Source organism: Bradyrhizobium sp. USDA 4503 (assembly GCF_054055815.1).
Map to the genome: position 1 here is coordinate 8,322,483 of NZ_JBSRXS010000001.1, position 23,948 is coordinate 8,346,430.

At 59.3% G+C, this 23,948-nt stretch carries 18 protein-coding genes and 2 pseudogenes; 18 read left to right on the top strand and 2 right to left on the bottom strand.

Going from position 1 to position 23,948, the window contains the following annotated elements; all coding sequences use genetic code 11:
• The first annotated feature begins 575 nt into the window (after positions 1-575).
• From ACVMIH_RS39180 to ccoS, 11 genes and pseudogenes are all read left to right on the top strand, one after another.
• Positions 576-791: a hypothetical protein gene (locus tag ACVMIH_RS39180; RefSeq protein ID WP_456865915.1), complete on the top strand. Its 216-nt coding sequence runs from the start codon at positions 576-578 to the stop codon at positions 789-791.
• Between the two features lie 487 nt (positions 792-1,278).
• Positions 1,279-1,506 carry a hypothetical protein gene (locus ACVMIH_RS39185; RefSeq protein WP_229158196.1) on the top strand — a complete coding sequence of 76 codons (228 nt, stop codon included), beginning with the start codon at positions 1,279-1,281 and terminating at the stop codon, positions 1,504-1,506.
• Between the two features lie 420 nt (positions 1,507-1,926).
• Positions 1,927-2,265, top strand: a complete 339-nt coding sequence (locus tag ACVMIH_RS39190) for a hypothetical protein (protein ID WP_456865918.1) — start codon at positions 1,927-1,929, stop codon at positions 2,263-2,265.
• 100 nt (positions 2,266-2,365) lie between these two features.
• Complete coding sequence (gene ccoN, locus ACVMIH_RS39195) at positions 2,366-3,988, top strand: cytochrome-c oxidase, cbb3-type subunit I (RefSeq protein WP_456866674.1); 1,623 nt, start codon at positions 2,366-2,368, stop codon at positions 3,986-3,988.
• An 8-nt stretch (positions 3,989-3,996) separates the two neighbouring features.
• Entirely contained in the window at positions 3,997-4,731 is a 735-nt protein-coding gene (gene ccoO, locus ACVMIH_RS39200) for a cytochrome-c oxidase, cbb3-type subunit II (protein WP_456865921.1), read from the top strand.
• 11 nt (positions 4,732-4,742) lie between these two features.
• Positions 4,743-4,907, top strand: a complete 165-nt coding sequence (locus ACVMIH_RS39205) for a cbb3-type cytochrome c oxidase subunit 3 (protein WP_253640543.1) — start codon at positions 4,743-4,745, stop codon at positions 4,905-4,907.
• A 6-nt stretch (positions 4,908-4,913) separates the two neighbouring features.
• Positions 4,914-5,786 (top strand): cytochrome-c oxidase, cbb3-type subunit III, encoded by an 873-nt coding sequence (gene ccoP / locus ACVMIH_RS39210; RefSeq protein ID WP_456827149.1) that lies wholly within the window; start codon positions 4,914-4,916, stop codon positions 5,784-5,786.
• Positions 5,787-5,862: 76 nt separating this feature from the next.
• On the top strand, positions 5,863-7,332 hold the full coding sequence (ccoG, locus tag ACVMIH_RS39215; protein ID WP_456865924.1) for a cytochrome c oxidase accessory protein CcoG: 1,470 nt from the start codon (positions 5,863-5,865) through the stop codon (positions 7,330-7,332).
• A 22-nt stretch (positions 7,333-7,354) separates the two neighbouring features.
• On the top strand, positions 7,355-7,855 hold the full coding sequence (locus ACVMIH_RS39220) for a FixH family protein (RefSeq protein ID WP_456827151.1): 501 nt from the start codon (positions 7,355-7,357) through the stop codon (positions 7,853-7,855).
• A gap of 12 nt (positions 7,856-7,867) precedes the next feature.
• Positions 7,868-10,054, top strand: coding sequence for a heavy metal translocating P-type ATPase (locus ACVMIH_RS39225; protein WP_456866677.1), 2,187 nt, complete (start codon positions 7,868-7,870; stop codon positions 10,052-10,054).
• Positions 10,054-10,212 (top strand): annotated as a pseudogene (gene ccoS / locus ACVMIH_RS39230) (cbb3-type cytochrome oxidase assembly protein CcoS); the annotation flags it as partial. The gene ACVMIH_RS39225 and the pseudogene ccoS, both read left to right, overlap by 1 nt.
• A 114-nt stretch (positions 10,213-10,326) precedes the next feature.
• Here the strand turns inward: ccoS and ACVMIH_RS39235 are convergent.
• Positions 10,327-10,634, bottom strand: a pseudogene (locus ACVMIH_RS39235) (IS66 family transposase); the annotation flags it as partial.
• 601 nt (positions 10,635-11,235) lie between these two features.
• Between ACVMIH_RS39235 and ACVMIH_RS39240 the strand changes: the two are divergent.
• Complete coding sequence (locus tag ACVMIH_RS39240; RefSeq protein WP_456865927.1) at positions 11,236-14,139, top strand: Ulp1 family isopeptidase; 2,904 nt, start codon at positions 11,236-11,238, stop codon at positions 14,137-14,139.
• 1,068 nt (positions 14,140-15,207) lie between these two features.
• The gene (locus ACVMIH_RS39245) at positions 15,208-15,393 is read left to right on the top strand and encodes a hypothetical protein (protein ID WP_456827154.1); all 186 of its coding nucleotides are present in this window, start codon (positions 15,208-15,210) and stop codon (positions 15,391-15,393) included.
• A 664-nt stretch (positions 15,394-16,057) separates the two neighbouring features.
• On the opposite strand, the gene ACVMIH_RS39250 is transcribed toward ACVMIH_RS39245, so the two are convergent.
• Entirely contained in the window at positions 16,058-16,591 is a 534-nt protein-coding gene (locus ACVMIH_RS39250; protein WP_456865930.1) for a MarR family winged helix-turn-helix transcriptional regulator, read from the bottom strand.
• 701 nt (positions 16,592-17,292) lie between these two features.
• Here ACVMIH_RS39250 and noeE point away from each other — a divergent pair.
• From noeE to ACVMIH_RS39275, 5 genes are all read left to right on the top strand, one after another.
• Entirely contained in the window at positions 17,293-18,552 is a 1,260-nt protein-coding gene (gene noeE / locus ACVMIH_RS39255) for a nodulation protein NoeE (protein WP_456865933.1), read from the top strand.
• 272 nt (positions 18,553-18,824) lie between these two features.
• Positions 18,825-19,724, top strand: a complete 900-nt coding sequence (gene cysD, locus ACVMIH_RS39260) for a sulfate adenylyltransferase subunit CysD (protein WP_456865935.1) — start codon at positions 18,825-18,827, stop codon at positions 19,722-19,724.
• Positions 19,724-21,598, top strand: a complete 1,875-nt coding sequence (cysN, locus tag ACVMIH_RS39265; RefSeq protein WP_456865938.1) for a sulfate adenylyltransferase subunit CysN — start codon at positions 19,724-19,726, stop codon at positions 21,596-21,598. Before cysD ends, cysN begins: the two co-directional genes overlap by 1 nt.
• 119 nt (positions 21,599-21,717) lie before the next feature.
• Positions 21,718-21,915 carry a hypothetical protein gene (locus tag ACVMIH_RS39270; protein WP_076829230.1) on the top strand — a complete coding sequence of 66 codons (198 nt, stop codon included), beginning with the start codon at positions 21,718-21,720 and terminating at the stop codon, positions 21,913-21,915.
• A gap of 477 nt (positions 21,916-22,392) precedes the next feature.
• Entirely contained in the window at positions 22,393-23,448 is a 1,056-nt protein-coding gene (locus tag ACVMIH_RS39275; protein WP_456865941.1) for a HoxN/HupN/NixA family nickel/cobalt transporter, read from the top strand.
• Positions 23,449-23,948 lie beyond the last annotated feature (500 nt).

The following is a 23,948-nucleotide window of genomic DNA, read 5'->3' on the forward strand; positions in this document are numbered from 1 at the left end:
ATGCCGTCGCGCGCGCTCTTGCGAGTCTGGTGGCGTGTCCGTGCGGGAACGGTATGACGCCGGAATTCGCTTGATGGCATTCAGATGGGCCAGCTGCGCTCGGCCAGAGCATCGCGCCGATCCGCGGGTTGATGAAGTGGCCAGCATCACACGCGGCGCAGGTGACCGGGTGCAGCTCGCTCGGGTGCGTCCGGCAGCAGTCCTTGAGCCCACTCGCCGGTATTTGGATGCGAAAAGATGATGGGGCGCCAAGTCTTTCAATCTGCCACGTGTCTGAGCTTGACTGAGAGGTCGTTTCTATCCGCAAGCCGCCACCGCTGTATTGATGCAGGTCAAAAAGAAGCTGATACGCATTTAGAAACGGAGCGAGGGCAAGAGGCCACTGCCAGTGCGTTGCCGGCAATGCGTACCACACCATTCGGCAGAGCCGCGCATCGATCCACACAATCGCCAGCGTGTAGCGGGTTTGATGGAAATCAAAATGCAGGACGCTCAATGTGCAAATGTTGCGCACGGGCATTGCACCATGACAACGCGTGTCATTGAGCTGCGAGAGCCGCGAAGGAGATGGTAAGTTGATTGCTCGCCTTACATTGTCGTTGGTCTTGCCTGCGCTGATCGCAGCGATCGGCTACGGCGCCGAAGTCTTTAACCTTGGGCTTATCGAAACCTTGGCTGCGGCTAGCCTGATCATCGGCTTTGCCGTTGTGGCGGCAGGGTGGACCATCACGAGCGAGATGAGGCCGGTTTGCCTCATTTGCTTACGTGCGGGCAGTTCTCGCCGCCGGTAGTCCTCGGCCGCCGGCGCTGGTCAGAAATGCCATTGCCTGCTGCCTGGCAATCAGCCAGAGCTGTCGGGAATGCTTTATGAGACTGCCAAGCACCGTGCAAGGTTCGCGGCGTCACAAGCTTCCACATTGCCGTCGAGTGAAGTTGGAATTGATCGATGATCGCCATCGCAGGCGTAACGGTCCATTCTGCTCCCAACCGTCTCTTGAGAATTTTCTGGATCAGCGCCTCAACTCTGCCGGCCCAAGGCGTGAGAAGACGAGAAGCTACTGTTCCTGGGCCACTCAACCAGATGTGATCCGCCAAACCCGAACGCTTGGTGATTTGCAGCTTCTTCGGGACGAAAGAGCACTCGTATCACCTGCCCCAAGTCTCGACCTTATCTCGATGGAGCGAGAATCTTTTTAGGTGCTGCTTGAGACAAATCAAACACTCGCCTGGCGCGGCTGGCAGAATGCAAAATAAGCAAACGCACAGGAATAGGGTGTCATGCCTTCATTTAACGTTCGGTTCATCAAGACCGTTTGTGACGATACCGGCCACGAGCATCGTGCCTGTCAGGCAGCGTTCCGGGTGCATGCAGCCTCGCTGAGTGCTGCCGCACAGCAGGCAGAAACCGATTTCTGCAAGCAAAAAGGTGTCCGTGATTGGACCATCTTCGCCGATGCGATGGAGCTTCGAACCCCGCCTGCATTGCCCCCGGCATGGGGTGGCTAGCCTGAGCTCGGTTAGGGAAGTCCGCGAATTTTGATCGTAGAGACACTCCGGGAATCCAGGCGCGAGACTTACAAAACGTCTTCCCGAGCGTCGATCGAGAGAACAGCTCGCGATGCTGCCGCCAATTGAGCAGGCGGCCCTCTTGTCCGCGACACCCTAGGAGACCTCGCCCGACATTTGGTGGTCTGCGGCTCTGCGGGCTCGCAGCGCATCGTCGTCCGGCAGGGGCGATCCGGATCGACGATTTTCTTCCACAGACGGGCCTTATTTGATGAATGTCAAAAACAAGTCTGCCGCCGGCAGCTATGGCTGCTGTGAGGGGTATGACACATGGTTAGCCAATCTGGATATGTCGGTCGCCCTTGGGGGTTCAAGAATCTGCTCACCCGGTTACGAGCGAACCTGTCCCGGACAGCCGAATTGGCCTATTTGAGCGCGCAGGACATCGACGCGATCGCACGTGAACTTAATCTGTCCACGTCTGACTTTCGAAAGATGGCGCAAAGTCCGGGTTGTCCTGAACTCTTAAGCAAGCGCCTCGCACTTGCCGGCTTTTCCGAGAATTCGCTAGCCGCCCGCTATGGAGACGTGTTGCGCGATTTGCAGCGGGTATGCGGCCTGTGTCAGACCAAGATCGGCTGCGCCGCCGACCTCGAGTGGTATAAGCCTGTAAATCCCCTCAAAGGCTGTCCCAACGAACATACTCTGCGCGCACTCGCGCGTGAGATCGGCAGCGCTCCGCACCGTTTTGGCGATTGATCGCGCGCGATCGCCTCGTCCCCGGAAAATGTGATCTCCTGGCAAGCCCGCTCTCAAAGAAGGCCAACACATGACAAGCGCATCCCCAACCTCGAAATCCATGACCATGGGTGAAGCAGGCCTGATGTCGGTATTCGCCGTTTCTGCCTATGTTTGCTATTTCGCAGGAGCGATGGGGCACGATTCTGCATTTAGATTCCACGCATTGCTCGCTTCCGCCGCCAGCCTGGCCGCCGCAAGCGTTATCCTCAATCGCTACTATGAACGCCCGGCGCAATTGCCGCCGGCGCAGATCAAGGGCCGGCCGAATTACAATCTCGCTCCGATCAAATTCGCCTCGGTGATGGCGATGTTCTGGGGTATCGCAGGCTTTTCAATCGGCGTTTTTATCGCCTCGCAACTTGCCTGGCCCGCACTGAATTTCGATCTGCCTTGGACGAGCTTCGGCCGACTCCGCCCGCTGCATACGTCGGCCGTGATCTTTGCGTTCGGCGGTAACGTGCTTATCGCGACCTCCTTCTACGTCGTGCAGAAGACCTGCCGCACACGCCTCGCCGGCGATCTTGCGCCGTGGTTCGTGGTAGTTGGCTATAATTTCTTCATCCTGATCGCGGGCACCGGCTATCTGTTCGGCGCCACCCAGTCAAAGGAATACGCCGAGCCCGAATGGTACGCAGATCTCTGGCTCACCGTCGTCTGGGTCACTTATCTCATTGTGTTCCTGGCGACATTGGTGAAAAGAAAAGAGCCGCACATTTTCGTCGCCAACTGGTTCTATCTCGCTTTTATCGTCACCATTGCCGTGCTCCACCTCGGCAACAATCCCGCATTACCGGTCTCCGTGTTCGGTTCGAAATCCTACATCGCCTGGGGCGGCGTGCAGGACGCCATGTTTCAGTGGTGGTACGGCCACAACGCGGTCGGCTTCTTCCTGACCGCCGGCTTTCTGGCGATCATGTACTACTTCATTCCGAAGAGAGCCGAGCGCCCGATCTATTCCTACCGCCTTTCGATCATCCACTTCTGGGCGCTGATCTTTCTCTACATCTGGGCCGGCCCTCACCATCTACATTACACCGCGCTGCCGGATTGGACGCAGACCCTGGGCATGACGTTCTCGATCATGCTGTGGATGCCCTCATGGGGCGGCATGATCAACGGCCTGATGACGCTCTCGGGTGCGTGGGACAAGCTGCGGACAGACCCGGTGCTCCGCATGCTCGTGGTCTCGGTTGCCTTTTATGGCATGTCGACGTTTGAGGGCCCGACCATGGCAATCAAGGTCGTCAACTCGCTCAGTCATTACACCGACTGGACCGTCGGCCACGTGCATTCCGGCGCGCTGGGCTGGGTCGGATTTGTATCGTTCGGTGCGCTCTATTGCCTGATTCCCTGGCTTTGGAAGCGCGAGCTGTACAGCCTCAAGCTCGTCAACTGGCACTTCTGGATCGCCTCGATCGGGATTGTGCTCTACATCTCGGCGATGTGGGTGTCTGGTGTCCTGCAAGGCCTGATGTGGCGCGCCTATACCTCGCTAGGTTTCCTCGAATACTCGTTCATCGAGTCGGTCGAGGCCATGCATCCCTTCTACATCATCCGCGCCGCGGGGGGCGCAATGTTCCTGATTGGTGCGCTGATCATGGCCGCCAATCTATGGATGACCGTGAATGCAAAGCAAACCGATCAAATCCAGGACACTGGAGCGCTCCAAGTCGCGGAATAGGTCATCGCATGTCTCTTTGGAACCGACACAAGATCTTTGAGAAGAACTCGATCATCCTGATCGCAGGCATCCTTGCCGTGATCGCGATCGGGGGGCTGGTCGAGATCACGCCGCTGTTCTACCTCAAGAGTACGATCGAGGTCGTGGAGGGCGTACGACCATATACCCCGCTTGAGCTTGCTGGCCGCAACATCTACGTGCGCGAAGGGTGCTATCTGTGTCATTCGCAGATGATCCGGCCATTGCGTGACGAGGTCGAGCGCTACGGACATTACTCGCTGGCCGCCGAGAGCATGTATGATCACCCGTTTCAATGGGGCTCGAAGCGCACCGGCCCGGACCTCGCACGCGTCGGCGCGAAATATTCCGATGAATGGCACGTCACGCATCTGACTAATCCGCGGGCCATCGTCCCGCGGTCGGTCATGCCCGGATACCCGACGCTGGCGCACACCGAGCTCGACCTGACCGACATGGCCGCACATCTGCGCACCAACCGGGCGGTCGGTGTCCCCTATACTGAAGATCAGATCAAGAACGCGGTCGCTGACTTGAAGACCCAGCTCGATCCTGACAGCGCGGACCTCGCCTCGTTCCAGAAACGCTATCCGAAGGCGGCCGTACGCAATTTCGACGGAAGCGTTGGCAATCCGACCGAACTCGATGCGCTCATCGCCTACCTGCAGATGCTCGGTACGTTGATCGATTTCAAGCTCTACGACGAAAAAGCGAATCTGCGCTGAAGGACCTTGTGATGAAAGCAGTCATTTCCATCGAGAACCTGGCGTCAAGCTTCGTCGTGACCCTCTGGACGCCGTTGTTCGTCGGCATCTTCATGGCCGTCGTTGTTTATGCGCTGTGGCCCGGCAACAAGCGGCGTTTTGACTCTGCGGCGCGCATGCCGCTGTGCCGGGATTGACAGACCATGACTGACCGCAACGACTTCGATCGGATCTCCGGCCGCTCCACGACGGGACACGAATGGGATGGCATAAAGGAGCTCAACACGCCGCTGCCGCGCTGGTGGATCTCGACCTTCTACGCCACCATCCTTTGGGCGATCGCCTATTGGGTCGTCTATCCGGCCTGGCCGCTCCTCTCCAGCTACACGACCGGCGTATTTCATTATTCGACTCGCGCGAGTGTCGTCAGTGATCTTGCCGGGCTCGAGCAGCTGCGGGGCGAGAAAATAGCGGTTCTCGGCAAAGCGTCCCTGACAGAGATCGAGACGGATCCGGCCCTGCTGGCGCTGGCCCGTGCCCGGGGCAAGACAGTGTTCGCAGACAATTGCGCGCCATGCCATGGCAGCGGCGGCGCAGGTGCCAAGGGTTATCCCAATCTCAACGACGATGACTGGTTGTGGGGCGGATCGCTCGATCAGATCCAGCAGACCATCCAGTTCGGCGCACGGTCCGGCCATGCCCAGGCCCATGAGGGGCAAATGCTGGCTTTCGGCCGCGACGGCATCCTCAGGAAAGATGAGATCGCCACAGTAGCGAATTACGTGCGATCGCTGTCCGGCCTGTCAACAGTCGCCAATTTCGATGCCGCGGCCGGCACAAGGATCTTTGCCGACAATTGTGCGGTCTGCCATGGCGAGAACGCCAAAGGCAACCAGGAGCTCGGCGCGCCGAATCTGACGGACCACATTTGGTTGTACGGCTCGGACGAGGAGACGCTGATCGAGACGATCAGTTATGGCCGCGCGGGCATCATGCCGGCCTGGAGCGGGCGGTTCGATCCCATCACGATCAAGGCACTTGCGGTCTATGTGCACTCGCTCGGTGGTGGACAATAGGTGAGATGAGCCGAGAAGCCACCGGCCCATAGACGAGGCTCTAAGTTAGTCACTCGTGCCAGATGTAAGGTCGGCCATGAAGCTAGCCCTGAACAAGACTGGTTCGCGCGATGATCCGCCGATCGGCGAAGATGGGCCTCTTTATACAGCTCATAAGAAGCTCCATCCGCAAAGCGTCTGCGGCACTTTCCGCACGATCAAATGGCGGCTGATGGTGGGGTGTCTCGGCATCTACTATTTGCTGCCGTTCGTGCGTTGGCGTCGTGGCTTAGGCGCCCCCGACCAGGCGGTGTTGCTCGATTTCCCGAACCGGCGGTTCTACTTTTTCTTCATCGAGTTGTGGCCGCAGGAGCTTTACTACTTCACCGGGCTGCTCGTGCTTGCGGCGCTGGCACTATTCTTGATGAACGCGCTGGGCGGACGAATTTGGTGCGGCTATCTCTGTCCGCAAACGGCATGGACCGATCTGTTCTATGCGGTAGAGCGTTGGGTCGAGGGCGATCGTCGCGACCGACTGAGGGCCGCCGCACGCCCGATGACAGTGGGGCGGGCGGCAAAGCGCGTGCTAAAGCACGCGGTCTGGTTGATGATCGCCTGGTGGACCGGTGGTGCCTGGGTGCTCTACTTCGCCGACGCGCATACATTGGTGCGCGATCTAGCGACATTCCAGGCGCCCGCGCTCGCCTATATCTGGATCGGGATCCTGACCGCTACGACGTACCTGTTGGCCGGCTACATGCGCGAACAGGTTTGCGTGTATATGTGCCCCTGGCCGCGCATCCAGGCCGCGCTCACCGACGAGTGGGCACTCAACGTCACCTACAAATACGATCGCGGCGAACAGCGCTGCTCGTTGAAAAAATCATTCGATCTGCGCGCGCGCGGCGAAGAGATCGGAGACTGCATCGACTGCAATCAATGCGCGGCGGTCTGTCCGACGGGGGTCGATATTCGCAACGGCGCCCAGCTCGGCTGCATCCAGTGCGGGCTGTGCATCGACGCCTGCGATGCCGTCATGAAGAAGATCGGGCGCAAAACTCACCTGATTGGTTACGACAACGACATCAATATCAGGCGCCGCATGGAAGGCAAGTCGGAGGTCTTCAAGCCGGTACGGCCACGGACGATCGTATATGCGTCTTTGATCTCGGTCGTCTGTGCGATGATGCTTTATGGATTGTTGTCCAGAACACTGCTCGACGTCAACGTGCTGCACGATCGTAATCCGATGGCGGTCAAGCTCAGCGATGGTTCGATTCGCAACGGCTACACGGTACGCTTGCTTAACAGGCGCGCCTTCGACCGCGTCATCGCGATCGACATCGATGGCCCGCCCCAAACGTCCGTCCATGTCGTCGGCGTAGATTCTGTGACCGTGGAACGACCGATGATTGTCTTGGCTCGCGATACCACGACAGAACTGCGCTTATTGGTGACCGCGCCGGCCGACGACACGTCGGAACGGTCGATGCCGGTGACGTTTCGGGTCACCGACATTGGCCTCGGTGAGGTCGCATCCGCAACGGACCACTTCGTCTTCCCCTAAGATTACCGACGGGATCTTACCAATGACCGCATCAATTCCAGTCGCGCGGCCCATCACCGGACGCTTTGTCCTGATCGCCACGCTTGCTTTCTTTTCGGTCGTGATTGGCGCCAATTTGATCATGATGCGCTTTGCCATCACGACGCTGCCGGGAACAGAGGTTGACAGCGCCTACAGCGCGAGCCTCGCCTATCAGCGTGAGATCCTGGCGGCGCGCGAGCAGAACGAGCGAAACTGGCAGGTGCAGGTACATGTCCAACGGCAGTCCGATGGCCGGGCGGTGCTCGCGCTCGAGGCGCGCGACCGCGCAGGCGCGCCTCTCGTAGGAATGAATTTCGAGGCCCGGCTCGAGCGACCGGTGGACCGCCGGGCCGATCGCGCGATCAATGTGGCGGAGAGCAGTGCCGGAACCTACCGAGGGGACGCCGAGGGGGTCGCTGTCGGGCGGTGGGATCTCGTGATCGAAGGCGGCGCTGACGGCCGCCGCATGTTTCTGTCGAAAAATCGCATCGTCTTGGACTAAGGGCACATGAGCATGCAGGCAGACATCGACTTTTCGCACTATTTGAAGAGAACAGGCACGGGCTTCGTCCAACTCGACCTCGCGGTGGAAGGGATCAATTGCGCGGGCTGCATGGGCAAGATCGAGCGCAATCTATCGAGCATTCCGGACGTGACCTCGGCGCGCGTTAACCTCACCGATAACCGGCTCGCGCTGGAATGGAAAGCAGGCGCGCTTGATCCAGCGCTATTCATCAGGCGGCTCGCTGAACTGGGCTATCGGGCGTATCCCTTTCAGCGGGACAATGCGGAGACACTGGAATCGGAGCGGGCGCGGGACTTTCTGCGGCGGCTGGCTGTGGCTGCATTTGCCGCGATGAACGTTATGATGCTCTCGATTCCGGTATGGTCCGGCAATGTCTCAGACATGCTGCCGGAGCAGCGCGACTTCTTTCACTGGCTCTCCGCGCTGATCGTGCTACCGGCCGCGGCTTATTCGGCGCAGCCGTTCCTCTCCTCAGCTTTTAGCGCGCTACGGGCTCGCCGGGCCAATATGGACGTGCCGATCAGCATCGGCATCTTGCTCGCGTTGGCGACTTCGCTGATCGAGACCATCGCTCATGCCGAACATACATATTTTGACGCGGCGATCATGTTGATCGCCTTCCTACTCGCAGGCCGCTATCTCGACCAGAACATGAGACGGCGCACCCGCGCCTTTGCTGGCAATCTTGCCGCGCTCAAGGCGGAGACCGCCGCGAAGTTCATAAGCCCGACGGAGACCAGGACCGTTCCGGCATCAACGATCAAACCGGGGGACGTCGTGCTGGTGCGACCCGGCGAATGCTGTACCGTCGATGGCGACGTGATCGAGGGCCGCTCCGAGGTCGATCAAAGCCTCATTACGGGTGAGACCTTGCCCGCGCTCGTGGCGCCCGGCAGCGCAGTGTTCGCCGGTACATTGGTGCGATCGGGTACCTTGCGCGTGCGCGCGGTGGCGGCCTCGGAGGACACGACGCTCGCCGAGATTTCTCGGCTACTTGATCATGCCCTGCAGGCGCGCTCGCGCTATCTGCGCCTGGCCGAGCGGGCGTCGCGGCTCTATGCACCGATTGTTCACGCAACTGCCTTCCTGACGATGCTGGGCTGGCTTGCCTCTGGCGCAACCTTCCATGATGCGATCGTCACGGCGATCGCGGTCTTGATCATCACCTGCCCTTGCGCGCTGGGTCTGGCTATACCGGCGGTGCAGACCGTGGCGTCCGGCATGCTGTTCCGGTCCGGCGTGCTGCTCAACGCCGGGGATGCGATCGAGCGCATGGCCGAGGTGAACCGGGTAGTCTTCGACAAGACCGGAACGCTGACGTTGCCGGAGCTCGATGTCGCCAATCTCGCCGGCATTCCCGACGATATCGTCAACTTGGCGGGCCGGCTTGCATTATCGAGCCGCCATCCGGTCGCCGCTGCCTTGGCGCGAGCTGCCGGCGCAAGCGAGCCGCTGGCCGATATCGAAGAGGAGCCGGGGCAGGGCGTCAGGGGTTACTATCAAGGGGCGGAGATCCGGCTCGGCCGCCCGTCCTTCTGCGGCGCTGACAGCCTCGCTGACGAGACTCTTTGCCGTGATCCAGAGGCTTCTATCGTCGCCTTTAGCCACGGCGACAGCAAGCACGTCTTCGCCGTCTGCCAACGCGCGCGGCCAGACGCACCCGAGGTCGTCGCAGGCCTCACGAGCCTTGGGATCGCGGTAGAGATCGTGTCGGGAGATCGCGAGCCAGCAGTTCGGCGCACGGCCGCGACGCTCGGCATTCAAAATTGGCGCGCCGGCGTCTCACCGGCGGATAAGGTCGCCCGGGTCGAAAGCCTGACGGGTGAGGGATACAAGGTGCTGATGGTCGGCGATGGCTTGAACGACGCGCCCGCGCTCGCAACGGCTCATGCCTCGATGTCGCCTGTTACGGCCACTCATATGAGCCAGGCGGTCGCTGATGCGGTCTTCCTCAGTGCGCGTCTTCGGCCCGTGATAACGGCAGTTATGACCTCGCGCGAGGCGCTGCGGCTGATGCGGCAGAACCTTTGGCTCGCTGTCGTCTACAATGTCCTTGCGGTGCCGGTTGCGATCGCCGGCCTGGTGACGCCGCTGATTGCCGCCGCGGCGATGTCAGGTTCGTCCGTGCTGGTCATGCTCAATGCGCTGCGGGCGCGAAGGAGCGAAGCAATCTGATGGAGGTCCTGCTCTATCTGGTTCCACTTGCTCTTGCACTGGGCTTCGTTGGCCTGCTCGGCTTTCTGTGGTCGCTGAACAGTGGTCAGTATGACGATCTCGATGGCGCGGCCTGGCGCGCCCTCGCCGATGACGAGCCCGACGAGGCGCCGGTCCAAATAGTGCAGATGGGCCAGCGTGATTGCGACGCTCCCCGCTGGGAGGAGAGTGCTAGCTCGGCCGTTCCCGTGGCCCGCGGCGCAACTGAGAGACGCGCGGTCGCAACCTGTTGATCAGGGCAATTCATGCAGACGCGATGCGGGAAGATCGACGATACGGGCGAGGACGTTGGCGAGCCAAGCCTTGGCGTTGACCTCGTTGAGGCGACAGGTCGTGATCATCGTCAACATGATGGCGGCCCGGTTGGCGCTGCGCTGGCTACCGGCGAAGGTCCAGTTCCACCTTCCCAAAACGATGCCTCTCAATGCACGCTCAGCACAATTGTGGTCAAGCAGATCCTGCCATCGTCGAGGAAACGGGCGAAGTCGTCCCAGCGCCTGGGCAGGTAATTCATAGGCTTCAGGACCTCGGAGGGCCGTGCTCTCCAACAATCGCTCAGCCGCGTGCCATCCTCGTTCGCTTTCTTGTCCTCGCTCAATCCCTGCACTTCCACTATCTCACCCCGATCAATGCGCAGTTGTTATCCGCTTACCGATGAACGTCTCAACCAAATTCGTGCGAGGATAACCGGCGTCGAGATACGGCACGACAGGGAAGTTGTCCGGTAACATTTTTAGTGAGGCAATGCGCCCCTCGGCGTCACGAGGATTACCCTCTCCGTGAATAACCGATGAGAGAGCGAATGAAGAAGGAACGAATCGCGGAAGGCTCGTCGCGGATTTGCGAGAACGATCCGGATCAACTGTGGCTTGGCACCCATGCGTGCACCTGCGGCGGCGCCATATGCCGCTTTGCAACCAGAGCAATGACGAGTCCTCGGCTCCCATGCCGCCGGAAGCTTCATTGGCCGCGAGAAAGATAGGTCCTGAAACTCATGAAGCCTGCGACGATTGAGAGCCGCGGGGGGAGTTCCATTTTGCGGGTGTGGCGATGCATTGTTCCACAAGCGACGGCCTCGTCAGCTTCTGGAAAGCCTATCCAGACAGGATCAGCTCAATTGATTTCTTGGACGTGAGGCTAGCGTGGACCCGTACAATTCCGATCCATCCAATGTAACAGCTTGGTCCCAGGTGCAGCACGCCGTCTTGGAAGAGCACCAGGGCGGCCATGCCGGGCAAGCGGGCTTTGAGCAGCACTTGGCCGAGGCGCGCCCACCCGATTCGGGTCCTGTCTCCGGTGGCGGCCGCAACCACCATCCCCATCTCTCTGCAGAACATCGGGGCACTATCGATAAGGCGATTGCCCAATATGCGGATCAGAAAAAGCCAAACCCGAAGACGGTTAGGCGCTATACTCAGGCGCTTCGCCGACTTGGAAATCATCTTGGCGCTCATCGCCAAACGATTGTTCTGGGGGACCACGAGTCCTTGGTCCGTTACGTCAAGACTTACTTCCCAAAGGACGAGGACATGAAGAAGGGGTTGAATATCCTTCGTTCGTATCATGATCCGAACTATGTAGCTTCTGGCGGGCGGCCGCGCACGATCCCCTCAGCGGAAGACGCGCCCCTCTCAGAGCGGCTTAATGCCAGCGGCATGACGTCGGGCAGCGCTGCTCGTCATGATCGTAGTCTTCGCAGATTTTCTAATGCGCTTAAACTTGCGGGCTACTCGATATCCGGGCTAGACCACGCTGCGCGCATTGAATTTGCTCAGAAGTTGTTCCCGAAGGACGAGCATCTATTGTTCGCGTTAAGCAAGGTCGGCGATGCCAAGCACGTTTCCGGAGCGCGTGTGTCTCGGAAACCCCGCGGTCATACTGTCCCGTCGCCCACATTGCATCTTTATCCCGATGACGCCCGCATCATTGATAGCCTGGAAAAGGCAGAGCTGAGCCTGCTCAAACCCGAGGATACTAGCCGGAGAAAAGTTGTTCAAAACTTGGCCGGCAACCAACGAAGATTCGGTGCTTGGCTCCAAAGGAGCGGGCGAGGGAGCATAGTGAGCCGGCTCACCGGCACCAGTGAGCAGCAAAAGTCGTTGAACGACGATCACACGGACTTTAAAAAAGCCAGTCGAAACGCTGACATGGGCTTCGATCGTCTTCGGAGCTACCTATGGCTCGTCGAGGCGAATGCTGCGCTGGGCGTCTCCCCTGAGCAGGCGGGTGGGGAGCCGAGGCGTGACGAGTCGAGCTCAACGTGGTCGCCGCACCTGCCGCACGATTTTGAGTGGCCGACGCCGGAAGCGATACCAGAGGGGTCGTCGGCGATCCACCGAGGTCTCGACTCTTTCGTTGACCTGCCGTACACCTCGCAGGAAGTGAGAGACGATGCTCAGTCAGCGCCGCTGGGTAGGGCTGCCGCCAGACCGCCGCTCTTCGCCGGACCATCGGACGCGCCAGCTCAGTCGGCAGACACCTTCCGCGGTCTTCAGTCTTTCGTTGATCTGCCGAACACGCCGCAGCAGATGCTTGACGATGCTCAGTCAGCGCCGGTGGGTAGGGCTGTCGCCAAACCGCCGCTCTTCACTAGACCATCGGACGCGCCAGCTCAGTCGGCAGACACCTTCCGCGGTCTTCAGTCTTTCGTTGATCTGCCGAACACGCCGCAGCAGATGCTTGACGATGCTCAGTCAGCGCCGGTGGGTAGGGCTGTCGCCAAACCGCCGCTCTTCACCAGACCATCGGACGCGCCGGCTCAGTCGGCAGACACCTTCCGCGGTCTTCAGTCTTTCATTGATCTGCCGAACACGCCGCAGCAGATGCTTGACGATGCTCAGTCTGCGCCGGCGGGCGGGGCTGCCGCCAAACCGCCGCTCTTCACCAAACCATCGGACGCGCCAGCTCAGTCGGCAGACATTTTCCGCGGTCTTCAGTCTTTCGTTGATCTGCCGTACACGCCGCAGCAGATGCTTGACGATGCTCAGTCTGCGCCGGCGGGCGGGGCTGTCGCCAAACCACCGCTCTTCACCGGACCATCGGACGCGCCAGCTCAGTCGCCAGACATTTTCCGCGGTCTTCAGTCTTTCGTTGATCTGCCGTACACGCCGCAGCAGATGCGCGACGATGCTAAGTCAGCGCCGGTGCTTAGCCCTGCCGGTAAACCCGCGTTCTTCGTCGGGCGGTCGGGCGTACCTCAGGCGCTTGAGGACATCGGATACCGAGTCGACGCGGATTGGCAGGATGGCCGCCAGCCGGTGCCGGATTTCTTACGCGATGTCCTGGATAACATCGGGGTCCTGCCGACCCAGTTCAGCGGCCCAACCCAGGTCTCCGTCAATGGTGAGACCCGCTCGATCCCATTGGGGCCGCGAGGAAGCCCCGGTGCGCAGTTCATCCATCATCCTCGCCCGTCTCCTGTCTCGGGTGCTCAGATCGGCCCCTCGGCTCCCGTTGCCTCTTCCGGCCAGCGCCGCGGAGCCGTGCTGGGCCCCACGCAGTGGCTGGGTGACGAGCATATCCAGCGGGACTATGAGCTCCTGGCGCAGGAGTTGATGCAGAACAATCCGGATCTCGCCGCCCGGACGCGGTTCGTGGATCCCCTGATAGCCCAAATGTTGCGATCCCCCTCCAAGGAGGTAGCCGAACGAGCATTAGGGTGGGTTCGCCATGATACAGCCGACTTCCTGTTCCTGCCGGTAAGCGATGCCAGCAATACGGATAGACATCAGCGCGGCAGTCACTGGTCGCTGCTGCTGGTTGATCGCCGCAATTGGGGCCGGCCGGTCGCCTATCATTATGACTCCACCCAGGGATACAATGACAGGCCCGCAGCGGAACTCGCAGGACGGTTCGACGCTAACCCGCAACAGGCCCCGATAAGACAGCAGCAGAACGGTTATGACTGCGGCGTCTTTGTCGTGGACGGCACCCGGGAACTTGTTAGGCGATTGGCAGCAAGACGGCCGGACCTGAACCTCAACAATCTTGTCATCAGTCGACCGGCACTGCGGGACCGACTAGGCGCTGGTGTCGCCTTCAGCTGAACAGGGCGCGCGCCTGTAAATGCGCTTCTCGCCGATCGAAAATCCGCAATCGGTGTGTTCGCAAAGCATCATAGTGTGTCACGTGAGGAGCTGAGTACGCAGACGACGAGACCACCTGATCGACGCATGAACGCGGGCACGGCGAGCTCCATGGATGGCATTGCGTGAAGGTCAGGCGACTTGCTGATCGGCGGGCCTGTCGGCTCGGCGCAGGAGCTTCCATTTCCAGGGCAGCAATGCGCCATGATCAGCAACAAATGCTCGGCAGCACCCCTGGCTACCGAGACACCGCGAGGTCGCATTTTGTCCGGCAAGCTTGAGGCCGGCCTCGCGGCGAGGAAAAAGTCGATCAATAACGCCGGCCGGCCAGCTTTGGATCGGTCAGGTTAAGCCATCTTATCGCGCCTTGGCCCAATAAGGCGGCCGCATTTTTCGCGGCGAGATTTGGAGGAAGATCGCGCCATCAAGGCTGAAGCGGTGGCCACTCATCTTCATGTCAGCCGAAGCCTCTCCATGAGAGATCATCGCGGGCAGTCAATCGCAGCGTTTGCGGTTCTCGACCCGCTATCGCGTCAAGCGCGGTGAAAGCTGGCCGTTCATAGCAACAGACTCGTCCGTCCAACCTTGAGCCGAGACCGGACGACGGGTACGAAGAGGAGCTTCGATCTGGTGTTCTCGCCAGCAAGGAGGCTCCGACAGTCTAGACAGGGCAACGCGCCAAGCCTAGTAGGCCGACCGTGGCAGAGATTGCTACGATGTCTCACGGTCCTCAAGCGTTGAGCCTGCACGCTCAATACAAATCACGAACATACCTGATTCGGAGTTTGTTCAAGCTTACCATGCCCTGCTTGCTCACTTCCTTCCAGCAACATGTTGGTCTGCGGGCATAGCTTCGAATAACCAGGCGAAGCCTCTCAAGGCGGCATCTGTACTAAGTTTACAATAGTCGAGGTGCTTTGTCTTCTGAACACATATGATGGCGCGAGTTCCTATGATCGCCTCTTTTTTACGGTCGTCGCTCCGAAAAAACTATGTTACAAGCCGCTCCTCTCAAAAGGAGCATTCACTGTGAAAAAAGCAACCAAGAAACGCGTTAAGCGGCGCGAGTGGACCAAGGCAGATATCAAAGAGCTCAAAATCCATTCGAAGGCTCGGACTCCCGTCATAAAAATTGCAAAAATGACCAAACGCAGCGTCGGTGCGTTGCGCCAGAAGGCGTTAAATCTCGGAATAGGGCTCGGACATCAGCGGTAGCTTACTTAGCAGCGCTGGTAGCCGGCACAGTAGGGCGGCTCGCAGGCCGCCCTTTACGGCCGTTGGAATGGTTTTGCAGGGCCTGCCAATTGCTGTGGAAAGAGCTTTTCACGCGCTTGGTTTGTCACTCTCGTGGAACGGGCTCCAGTGCTTCGTCATCTTTGAGGTTAAAGGAGTACGGCCGCGAAGGCCGCTTTGCTCTTTACGATCGAGAGCGACGAGACAATCTTACGACCGGTCCTCTTCGAATTTTTCCAGTTTCTATGGTCGCTCGTTCCCGTTAAGGGTCGTAGAATGCTGCGGATCGCTTTCAAGGGCCACGATTGTTCTCGGTGACGGCGAGCCAGAGCACTCCAATTAGCAAACCGCATCGCTGCAAGTCTTGGCACCCCGCCGCCGCAGTCGAAGCTTATGCTAGGCTAAAGCTTTGGCGTAAAGGGTGGCCGCAGAGCTTGCTGGTGAACTTGAGCTCCCAAGCGATAAGGCGCGCTCAGCAGCAACTGAAAAAGCGCTCGGTTGGCTTGATAGACGGCGGTGGAGCGGTTAGGTCCTGAACCCGTCATCACCTGCGCGCCTTCTGCGGTGTGAACGGACCATAACCACCTTCGACCGCGACGCCTCAAGAAATATTCGAAGGCCGGCAGAGTCGGATGGTTAGCCAGCTTCATTTCTGACGATTGCTCGTTTTGGTCTTCCGGATGCCAGAGCGGGCCTTCTCCAAGCGGTGCCTCACTGCGGCCAGCCCGGTAATGAACTCGCTTGATCCGTCAGGGCCGAATTCGTCAAAAGCCTGCACATCCTGCGCTTCCTCTCGAGGCGTCAACCTTGCGAGATGCTTGCGCGTTTTGGCGGTCAGCGACATCTGAACTACTCGCGCATCGGCTGTGGAGGGCTTGCGCCGCAAGAATCCCTTTTTCTCCAGGAGCTTTGAGTGGGTCGTGACGAAAGAAGGATCGACGTGCATCAACCGTGACACCAGGTTGACGGGCACACCTTTTTCTCTGCCCAGATAGTCCACTGCCATCAGGATCATCCACTGTGGCCCAGTGATGCCAAGCACATTAGCACGGAATTTGGCGAGTTCTTCGAGGCAGGCACAGATCGATCTGATCTCCCAGATGAACGGCCGGAATATCTCCTGTCCGTCAGTGGAGATACGATAAGGCGCGGTTGCTGGACTAGGTAAATCCGGCGGCATCGTGGGCCAGGGTTCCATCCTTTACAGACTTCCATTAGCGCGGATTAGAAATCGGGACAACGCCGCAAGAACAAGCAAGTCAGATAGTTGGTACAGTTTGGACAGATGTGGGACTTGCGACGGGCAGGTTGGTAGACGTGCAAAACGCTCATTGTGTTGGCCGAGCAGCGGCAGGCAGTTGCGCCGGGACCGATATCGCGCGCTGAAAAGATTTGATCCGACCTGCCATTTGAGATGCCCTCGTTCTTTGTCCCGCTCGCCGGCCTGTCCGCTCTATTTGTCGAACTTCTCCGGTGTACGCCGAGCACCAGGGAGGTGCATGTTGCATTTACGTCTTCAATGGGCTGGCAAGCAGAATCGCGTCGACTGTATCTGATATCGCCCCATGCCACGCGGTCGTTGCCCGGTAAACTTCCGTATAGTTCATTCCATCTTTCCCATATGCGCAGCAAATCTTCGTGCAGTTGCGCTGGTCCTTGACTTCGCCTTAACTGTCGAGCAATCGGGGGCGATCGCAGCTGTCAAACGCTTCGGCGATCCCCGCCCAACCGATTGAACTTAACGGCTCTCAAATCATGAGTGGCAGGCGAAATCCTCGTAGCAGTAACGCTTGGTATGCGAGCGGACGCCTCAACTGAGGCTACGGCCGGCTTTATTTCGCTCAATCGAACGCGGCTCGCTCTTCAAGTGGGACCTGAATTATGAGTTGTGCTTCTGGCCGTTCGCCTGCGGTCTGCTTTCTCCTCGGACTTCCACGAGCCGGGACGACACTCCTGGCGCACCTGCTCCAGCAACATCCAGATATTGTAGCGCCGCCTGAACCCTGGTTGATGCTGGCGCTCGAGGCATTTGGCAGGGTGGATCAGCGCCACCCGGCAGGATCTTTGCTGATTGAGAGCGCAACCTCCGAATTCCTGGGGCGCATCGATCGGACGATTGCCATCCGGGCTTTTGCCGATGCAGCATACGGTCAGTACCTGACAGCAGCGGGCAAGCGGATCATCATAGACAAAACGCCACGCTATTGGACAGCGCTCGAATTCCTTGAACGTGTCTATCCAGAAGCGTCACACATCCTTCTGATGCGCAATCCTTATGCCATCGCGGCTTCATTGAAATCCGCGTGGGGCATCCCGTTTCGAGCCGAAAGCTCCTACTCGCTCAGCGCATCTAGTCTCGCCGATCTCATGCTTCGTCTGCCCGATGCCTTAATATCTTCACTTGCCGATTTGGTTCTGGGCCTTCCGAGGCTTGCCGCACACCGCACGCGCCCGCGCACACAGCTGGTGCGATATGAGCTGCTCGTGACGCATCCAGACGAAGAGATTCGGCGCCTGCTAAGCGGGCTCGGCTGTGATTCCGCGGCGGCCCCATCGGCGAGCATGGGACAAGTAGATTATCTTCGGTGCAGCAGCTTTGGGGATCGAAAAATCCTGGAACGAAACGCAGTCGATCAAAGCTCTGTCAAGACATGGCAATCCCAACTAAGCGTCGAAGAAATGCAAACTGTGACCGATCTGGTCGGCACCGAGCTTTTGACAGAACTCGGATATGAGGCGGAACTGCTGCATGCACAGCAAGCCGGAGTTGTGGATAGGGGACCTCAGCTAACTGAACTCTATCGCCAGATATTCCGAACCTGGTGGGATTTGCGAACTGGCAGGGCGGGAGCATTGTCCGGGCCATCTCAATCCGAGCAAGTCCACGCTGCTCCGCAGGTTCCAGAGAACTTTCATCCCACGTGCGACATGTCCGTGGTGCAGGCGCAAGATCTGTCCGCCGCCAGCGTTGCCGAAAATTTGCGGCTGGCCGATCCGATGAAAGCGCAGCTGCAGCAGGCACTGTTGGCGTCAGAAGCTGATCGAGCTGCAGGGCTGGATGCTATTCGGACTCGCGACACGGCTATTGAGATTTTGCGAGGCGAGGTCGCGCGGCTTGAGCAGATCGTCAATATGGCTTAGGGTGATCTAAATGCTTGCGATCAAGACACGCTGGCTGATTTAGCCAGACTCCCTACGACTCAACGAGTTGATCTGCGCCTATAACGTGTGAGGCAGGCGCCGGCGGCACCACGGTGGAATGCGACATGCCCCGAGAGTGTCAGTCAGTCCGCTGCCCAACCGGCATTTGATCGCTTGGATAGCCACGCGCACCGGCGAGCTCGTTCCACACCCGACATTCCTCCTCTGGGCCGGGGCTGCAGAACCGAGATCCTGCATCGAAAAGAACATATATGCTGCCAAAACATCTGCGCCGGCTTGAAGCTGAATCGATCGAAATCATGCGTGAGGTGGCCGCCGAGTTCAAAAGGCCGGTCATGCTTTACTCGATCGGAAAAGACTCGAGCGTTTTGCTGCACATCGCAATCAAGGCGTTCTATCCGGCAAAATTGCCTTTCCCGCTGCTTCACGTCGACACGACCTGGAAGTTCCGTGAGATGATCAGCTTCCGGGACGCGATGGCCAGCCGGCTCGGCGTCGAGCTGATCGTCCATGTGAATGAGGAGGGCATTGCGCGCGGGATCAATCCGATCGACTCCGGCTCGGCGCTTCATACCCGGGTGATGAAGACCGACGCCCTGAAGCAGGCGCTCGAGCTTTACGGATTCGATGCCGCGCTTGGCGGAGCCAGGCGTGACGAGGAAAAGAGCCGCGCCAAGGAACGGATACTGTCGTTCCGTTCGGCCGGACACGTATGGGACCCCCGCGACCAGCGGCCGGAGCTCTGGAGCCTGTTCAACACGCGCATACGCCAGGGCGAAAGCATGCGCGTTTTCGCGATGTCAAACTGGACCGAGCTCGACGTATGGGAATATATCATGCTCGAAAAAATCCCGGTCGTCCCGCTCTACTTCGCAAAGCAAAGACCGACGGTGCGCCGAAATGGCGCGACGATCATGGTCGACGACAAGCGATTGCCGCTTAGCTGCGATGAGACGCCGCAAATGCGCATGATCCGCTTTCGCACGCTGGGATGTTATCCCTTGAGCGGGGCCATTGAATCCGATGCGACGACGATCGAAGACGTCGTCGCAGAAATGCAGACTGCGTCGGTGTCGGAGCGTCAGGGACGCCTGATTGATACCGATGAAGCCGCTTCGATGGAGAAGAAGAAGCGGGAAGGTTACTTCTGATGACTTCCATAACAATGTCGAAACCCGTTCACACTGCTGCAAGGGACCAACTGCGATTCATAACATGCGGCTCGGTGGACGATGGAAAATCGACCCTGATCGGCCGGTTGCTGCACGACAGCAAGATGATCTACCAAGATCAGCTTGCGGCAGTGAAACGCGACAGCATCAGGCACGGCAGCGCTGACATCGACTTCGCGCTGCTCGTGGATGGGCTCGAGGCCGAACGGGAGCAGGGCATCACGATCGACGTCGCCCACCGCTTTTTCACGACGCCGCGGCGCTCTTTCATGGTGGCTGACACTCCCGGTCACGAGCAGTACACCCGCAACATGGCAACCGGCGCCTCGAATGCGCAGCTCGCAATCATCCTGATCGATGCCCGCAAGGGTGTGTTGGTTCAGACCCGCCGCCACTCCTTTATCTGTTCGCTGCTTGGCATTCGCCATGTTGTGCTGGCAGTGAACAAGATCGACCTTGTCGCATACAGCAAGGTTGCTTTCGATCGAATCGTCGCCAGCTATCTGGCCTTTGCCACCGGCCTTGGCTTTAGCTCGATTGTTCCGATCCCGATCTCTGCCCGCCACGGCGACAACGTCGTTGACCGGTCCGCTCATACCAAGTGGTATCATGGACCATGCCTGATGGAGCATTTGGAGAGCATCGATATCCAGTCCGACACTGCAAGCCAGGCCTTCCGCTTTCCGGTCCAATGGGTGAACCGGCCCGACGCGGATTTTCGCGGCTACGCCGGATCGGTGGCTTCCGGCAGGATCTCGGCAGGCAACGAGATCCTTGTCGCCGCGTCCGGACGGACCACCCGCATCAAGCGGATCGTGACCCAGGACGGCGACCTTGTCGACGCCGAAGCCGGCGATGCCGTCACCATTACGCTGGAAGACGAGATCGATGTCGGCCGTGGCGATCTTCTGTCGCGGCCAACCGAACGACCCTGCGTCGCCGACCAATTCGCCGCTTATCTGATCTGGATGGACAACGAGCCGCTCGCTCCCGGACGAAACTACATCCTGCGGATTGGCTCGCAGACGGTTGCCGGCAGCATTACCACAATCAGGCATCGGATCGATGTCAACACATGTGAGCACCTGGCTGCCGAAACGCTTTCTCTCAACGAGATCGCGTTCTGCAATGTTGCGACTGCACTGCCCGCCGCATTCGATCCTTACGACGTCAACCGGAAAACCGGATCGTTTATCGTCATTGATCGTTACACCAATCGTACGGTCGGCGCCGGCATGATTGCGTTTCCGCTGCGGAGGGCCAGCAATGTTCCCCGGCAGGCGCTTTCGGTGGGCAGGAGTGAGCGGGCCGCGCTCAAGGATCAGAAGCCTTGCGTCGTCTGGTTCACCGGTCTGTCTGGCGCGGGAAAGTCGACGATCGCCAACATGGTTGATCAGAAGCTGCTCGCAATGTCGCGGCATGCCATGCTGCTGGATGGTGACGACCTCCGGAACGGATTGAACGCGGACCTGGGCTTCTCGAAGGTTGAGCGGGTGGAGAACATTCGGCGCGTTGGACACGTCGCCAAGTTGATGCTGGACAGCGGATTGATCGTGATCTGCTCGTTCATCTCCCCCTACAGGTCCGAACGAGACATGGTTCGCAGCCTGATCGGCAAGGACGAGTTCATCGAAGTCTTTGTCGATACGCCAATCGAGGAATGCGCAAGGCGGGATCCAAAGGGTCTCTACTCAAAGGCAAAAGCCGGTGAGATCAAGAACTTCACAGGCATCGATGCGTCCTACGAAGCGCCGATAAGGCCGGAAATTCATCTCAGGACGATGGAGCAGGCCCCAGAGCAAGCAGCGGAAGTCGTCGTCGACGCCGTGATGGCGCGCACTCCTCTGCGATGAGCAGCGATAAACCTGTCGCTTCGTCGTCGCGGATGCCGCTCACCAGCCTACTGGTCTGGCAAAGGCGACTCGGGTTAACTGGGAACATCGATCGGATTCGTCGATGCTGAAGGATTAAGATGGTTGCATCCACTCGTCGATTGCCCGCTTCCGGCTATGTGCTCGAAGTCGACGGTCAATTGAAAACCGAATTCGCGACAAGAGACGGCGCCTGGGCAGGAGCGCAAGAGCTCAAGAAGCGCCGTCCCATGCTCCAGGTCAGAGTCTATGACGCCATGACGAAGGACAGAGAGGAAGTCAGCCTTCCAGTCGCCTGAGTGTTTAACCGACCTTTTTTCTGCGTGCGCGGCTAGCGCCGCGCCAGGTTCTCGTGCAGCAGAGCCGCAGTGTCCCGGCGCCTCGATCTCGTCCGCAATCCGGGATTGAGGGGCAAAGCGACCTCTTTTTCCTGAGCCACTGTGTCTCACGATCTTCGCCAACGAGTCGCGCGACGCCGGCTGACGGCGGGATAGAAGCCGCACGAAGCGGCCCAGCACGTTAGCCCAGCAGAGCGGCACAAAACCTACATCGCGAGGGGGCACCAGCCCTGAGAAGTAGGAAATGCCACTCAACTCCACTGCCGTTGCGACCAGCGCGATTGTCCATCTCGTGCTGCGAATGGTCACGATCATCGGATGCTGTACCCGCCGGTTCGTCTTCAGCCTGAACGAACCGGCTTTGACGCGCTTGGCACTTATGAAGCGAGGGACGTTCGTGGTCGAACTCATCCTTGGATGCGCTGCCGAGGCAAGATCATGTTCGCGTATCTAAAGCTTGCCATAGACGACGCATCGGCCGCCTCGCGTAGTCGAATCATCGCGCTCTATGCCTTCTTGTTGGCCATCAATTGCTTCGCCTGGACTTGGGCCATCGTGGCGCTGTCAGAGCGGCCGACGCTGCTGGCGACAGCGTTGCTGGCCTATGTGCTCGGCCTTCGGCACGCCGTCGATGCCGATCATATCGCGACCATCGACAATGTCGTTCGCAAGCTGATGCAGGATGGCAGACACCCCCTCGCGGTCGGACTTTTCTTCGCCCTTGGTCATTCCTTGTCGGTTGCAGTGGCGGTCGCCGCGATCGCAGCTGCGGCGCTCGCGCTGCAAAGCGGTTTCCACGAGTTCCGGGCGGTTGGCAGCATCATCGGTACCGGTGCATCGGCCTTCTTCTTGCTGACGATTGCCGCCATCAACCTTGTGATCCTACGGGATGTCTGGCGGAGCTTTCAGCGTGCGCGGCGTGGCGAACACATCAAAGAGCATGAGTTCGATCTGCTTCTGTCCGGTCGCGGCTTGCTGTCTCGGCTCTTGCGCCCGCTGTTTCGCATGGTGACGGCGAGCTGGCAGATGTTCGCGATCGGTCTGTTGTTCGGCCTCGGATTCGATACCGCGACGGAAATCAGCCTTTTCACCGTCGCCGCCGGGCAAGCTTCGGGAGGGCTGGACTTCAGCACGGTGATGATATTTCCGGCTCTCTTCACCGCCGGCATGATGCTCGTCGATACGACCGACAGCGTCTTGATGGTCGGCGCTTATGGTTGGGCTTTCCTCAACCCGATCCGCAAGATCTGGTACAATCTGACCATTACGGCCATCTCAGTCGTCGTGGCGCTGCTGATCGGCGGCATCGAGGCACTCGGCCTGCTCGCCAACAAATTGGCGCTTGAAGGCACCTTCTGGAGCGCGGTGGACGATCTCAACGGGAGCTTGGCCAATTTCGGCTATCTCGTGGTCGGCATCTTCCTGGTCAGTTGGGCGCTGTCATTTGCAATCTATCGCTGGCAAGGACTCGAAAAGCCGCTCAAGCCGGGGTGAACTCATATAACCAGATGAGCTTCGGGGCGCGGAAGCCTCCAGGCTTATGCGCGACCCGATGCGCGAAAGCATCTCGGTCGACGAGTCCCCGCTCGTTGTGATGCGGCATGGGGAGCTCCTGCATGATTCATCCCTCTAGTCTCAGACTTGACAGTTTTGTGGGAATAGGATTGTCGCCACAAGCGGCTGAACTGAGCCACGCCAGGTCCGGCGGTGGCCATTTGGCTTGGCGAATGCCATAGCTGTCCCGCATCGTTGATAGCAGACATTATATCTGGCGGCTCCCGAGATATCTGGCGGCTCCCGAGCTGCAGGGGCATCGGTACAAACGACATCTGGCGGATGCGCGTTCCAATGCACAGCAAGGTGGACGGTTGGATCGTGACGGTCGCCATCAAGAAAAATGGCTACGACAATCGGCTTCAAGCACACGAGCTGCGTGACTGGTGTCGCCGGCGCGACCGAAGCCGTGGCTGAAGAAGGCGGGCATGCCAATGCCG

What these genes read in the sequence shown, in the direction of transcription:
- ACVMIH_RS39185 (WP_229158196.1), top strand. Translation starts at nt 1,279, where the DNA reads ATGCCTTCATTTAACGTTCGGTTCATCAAGACCGTTTGTGACGATACC.
- ccoN (WP_456866674.1), top strand. Translation starts at nt 2,366, where the DNA reads ATGACCATGGGTGAAGCAGGCCTGATGTCGGTATTCGCCGTTTCTGCC.
- ccoO (WP_456865921.1), top strand. Translation starts at nt 3,997, where the DNA reads ATGTCTCTTTGGAACCGACACAAGATCTTTGAGAAGAACTCGATCATC.
- ACVMIH_RS39205 (WP_253640543.1), top strand. Translation starts at nt 4,743, where the DNA reads ATGAAAGCAGTCATTTCCATCGAGAACCTGGCGTCAAGCTTCGTCGTG.
- ccoP (WP_456827149.1), top strand. Translation starts at nt 4,914, where the DNA reads ATGACTGACCGCAACGACTTCGATCGGATCTCCGGCCGCTCCACGACG.
- ccoG (WP_456865924.1), top strand. Translation starts at nt 5,863, where the DNA reads ATGAAGCTAGCCCTGAACAAGACTGGTTCGCGCGATGATCCGCCGATC.
- ACVMIH_RS39220 (WP_456827151.1), top strand. Translation starts at nt 7,355, where the DNA reads ATGACCGCATCAATTCCAGTCGCGCGGCCCATCACCGGACGCTTTGTC.
- ACVMIH_RS39225 (WP_456866677.1), top strand. Translation starts at nt 7,868, where the DNA reads ATGCAGGCAGACATCGACTTTTCGCACTATTTGAAGAGAACAGGCACG.
- ACVMIH_RS39250 (WP_456865930.1), bottom strand. Translation starts at nt 16,591, where the DNA reads ATGCCGCCGGATTTACCTAGTCCAGCAACCGCGCCTTATCGTATCTCC.
- noeE (WP_456865933.1), top strand. Translation starts at nt 17,293, where the DNA reads ATGAGTTGTGCTTCTGGCCGTTCGCCTGCGGTCTGCTTTCTCCTCGGA.
- cysD (WP_456865935.1), top strand. Translation starts at nt 18,825, where the DNA reads ATGCTGCCAAAACATCTGCGCCGGCTTGAAGCTGAATCGATCGAAATC.
- cysN (WP_456865938.1), top strand. Translation starts at nt 19,724, where the DNA reads ATGACTTCCATAACAATGTCGAAACCCGTTCACACTGCTGCAAGGGAC.
- ACVMIH_RS39270 (WP_076829230.1), top strand. Translation starts at nt 21,718, where the DNA reads ATGGTTGCATCCACTCGTCGATTGCCCGCTTCCGGCTATGTGCTCGAA.
- ACVMIH_RS39275 (WP_456865941.1), top strand. Translation starts at nt 22,393, where the DNA reads ATGTTCGCGTATCTAAAGCTTGCCATAGACGACGCATCGGCCGCCTCG.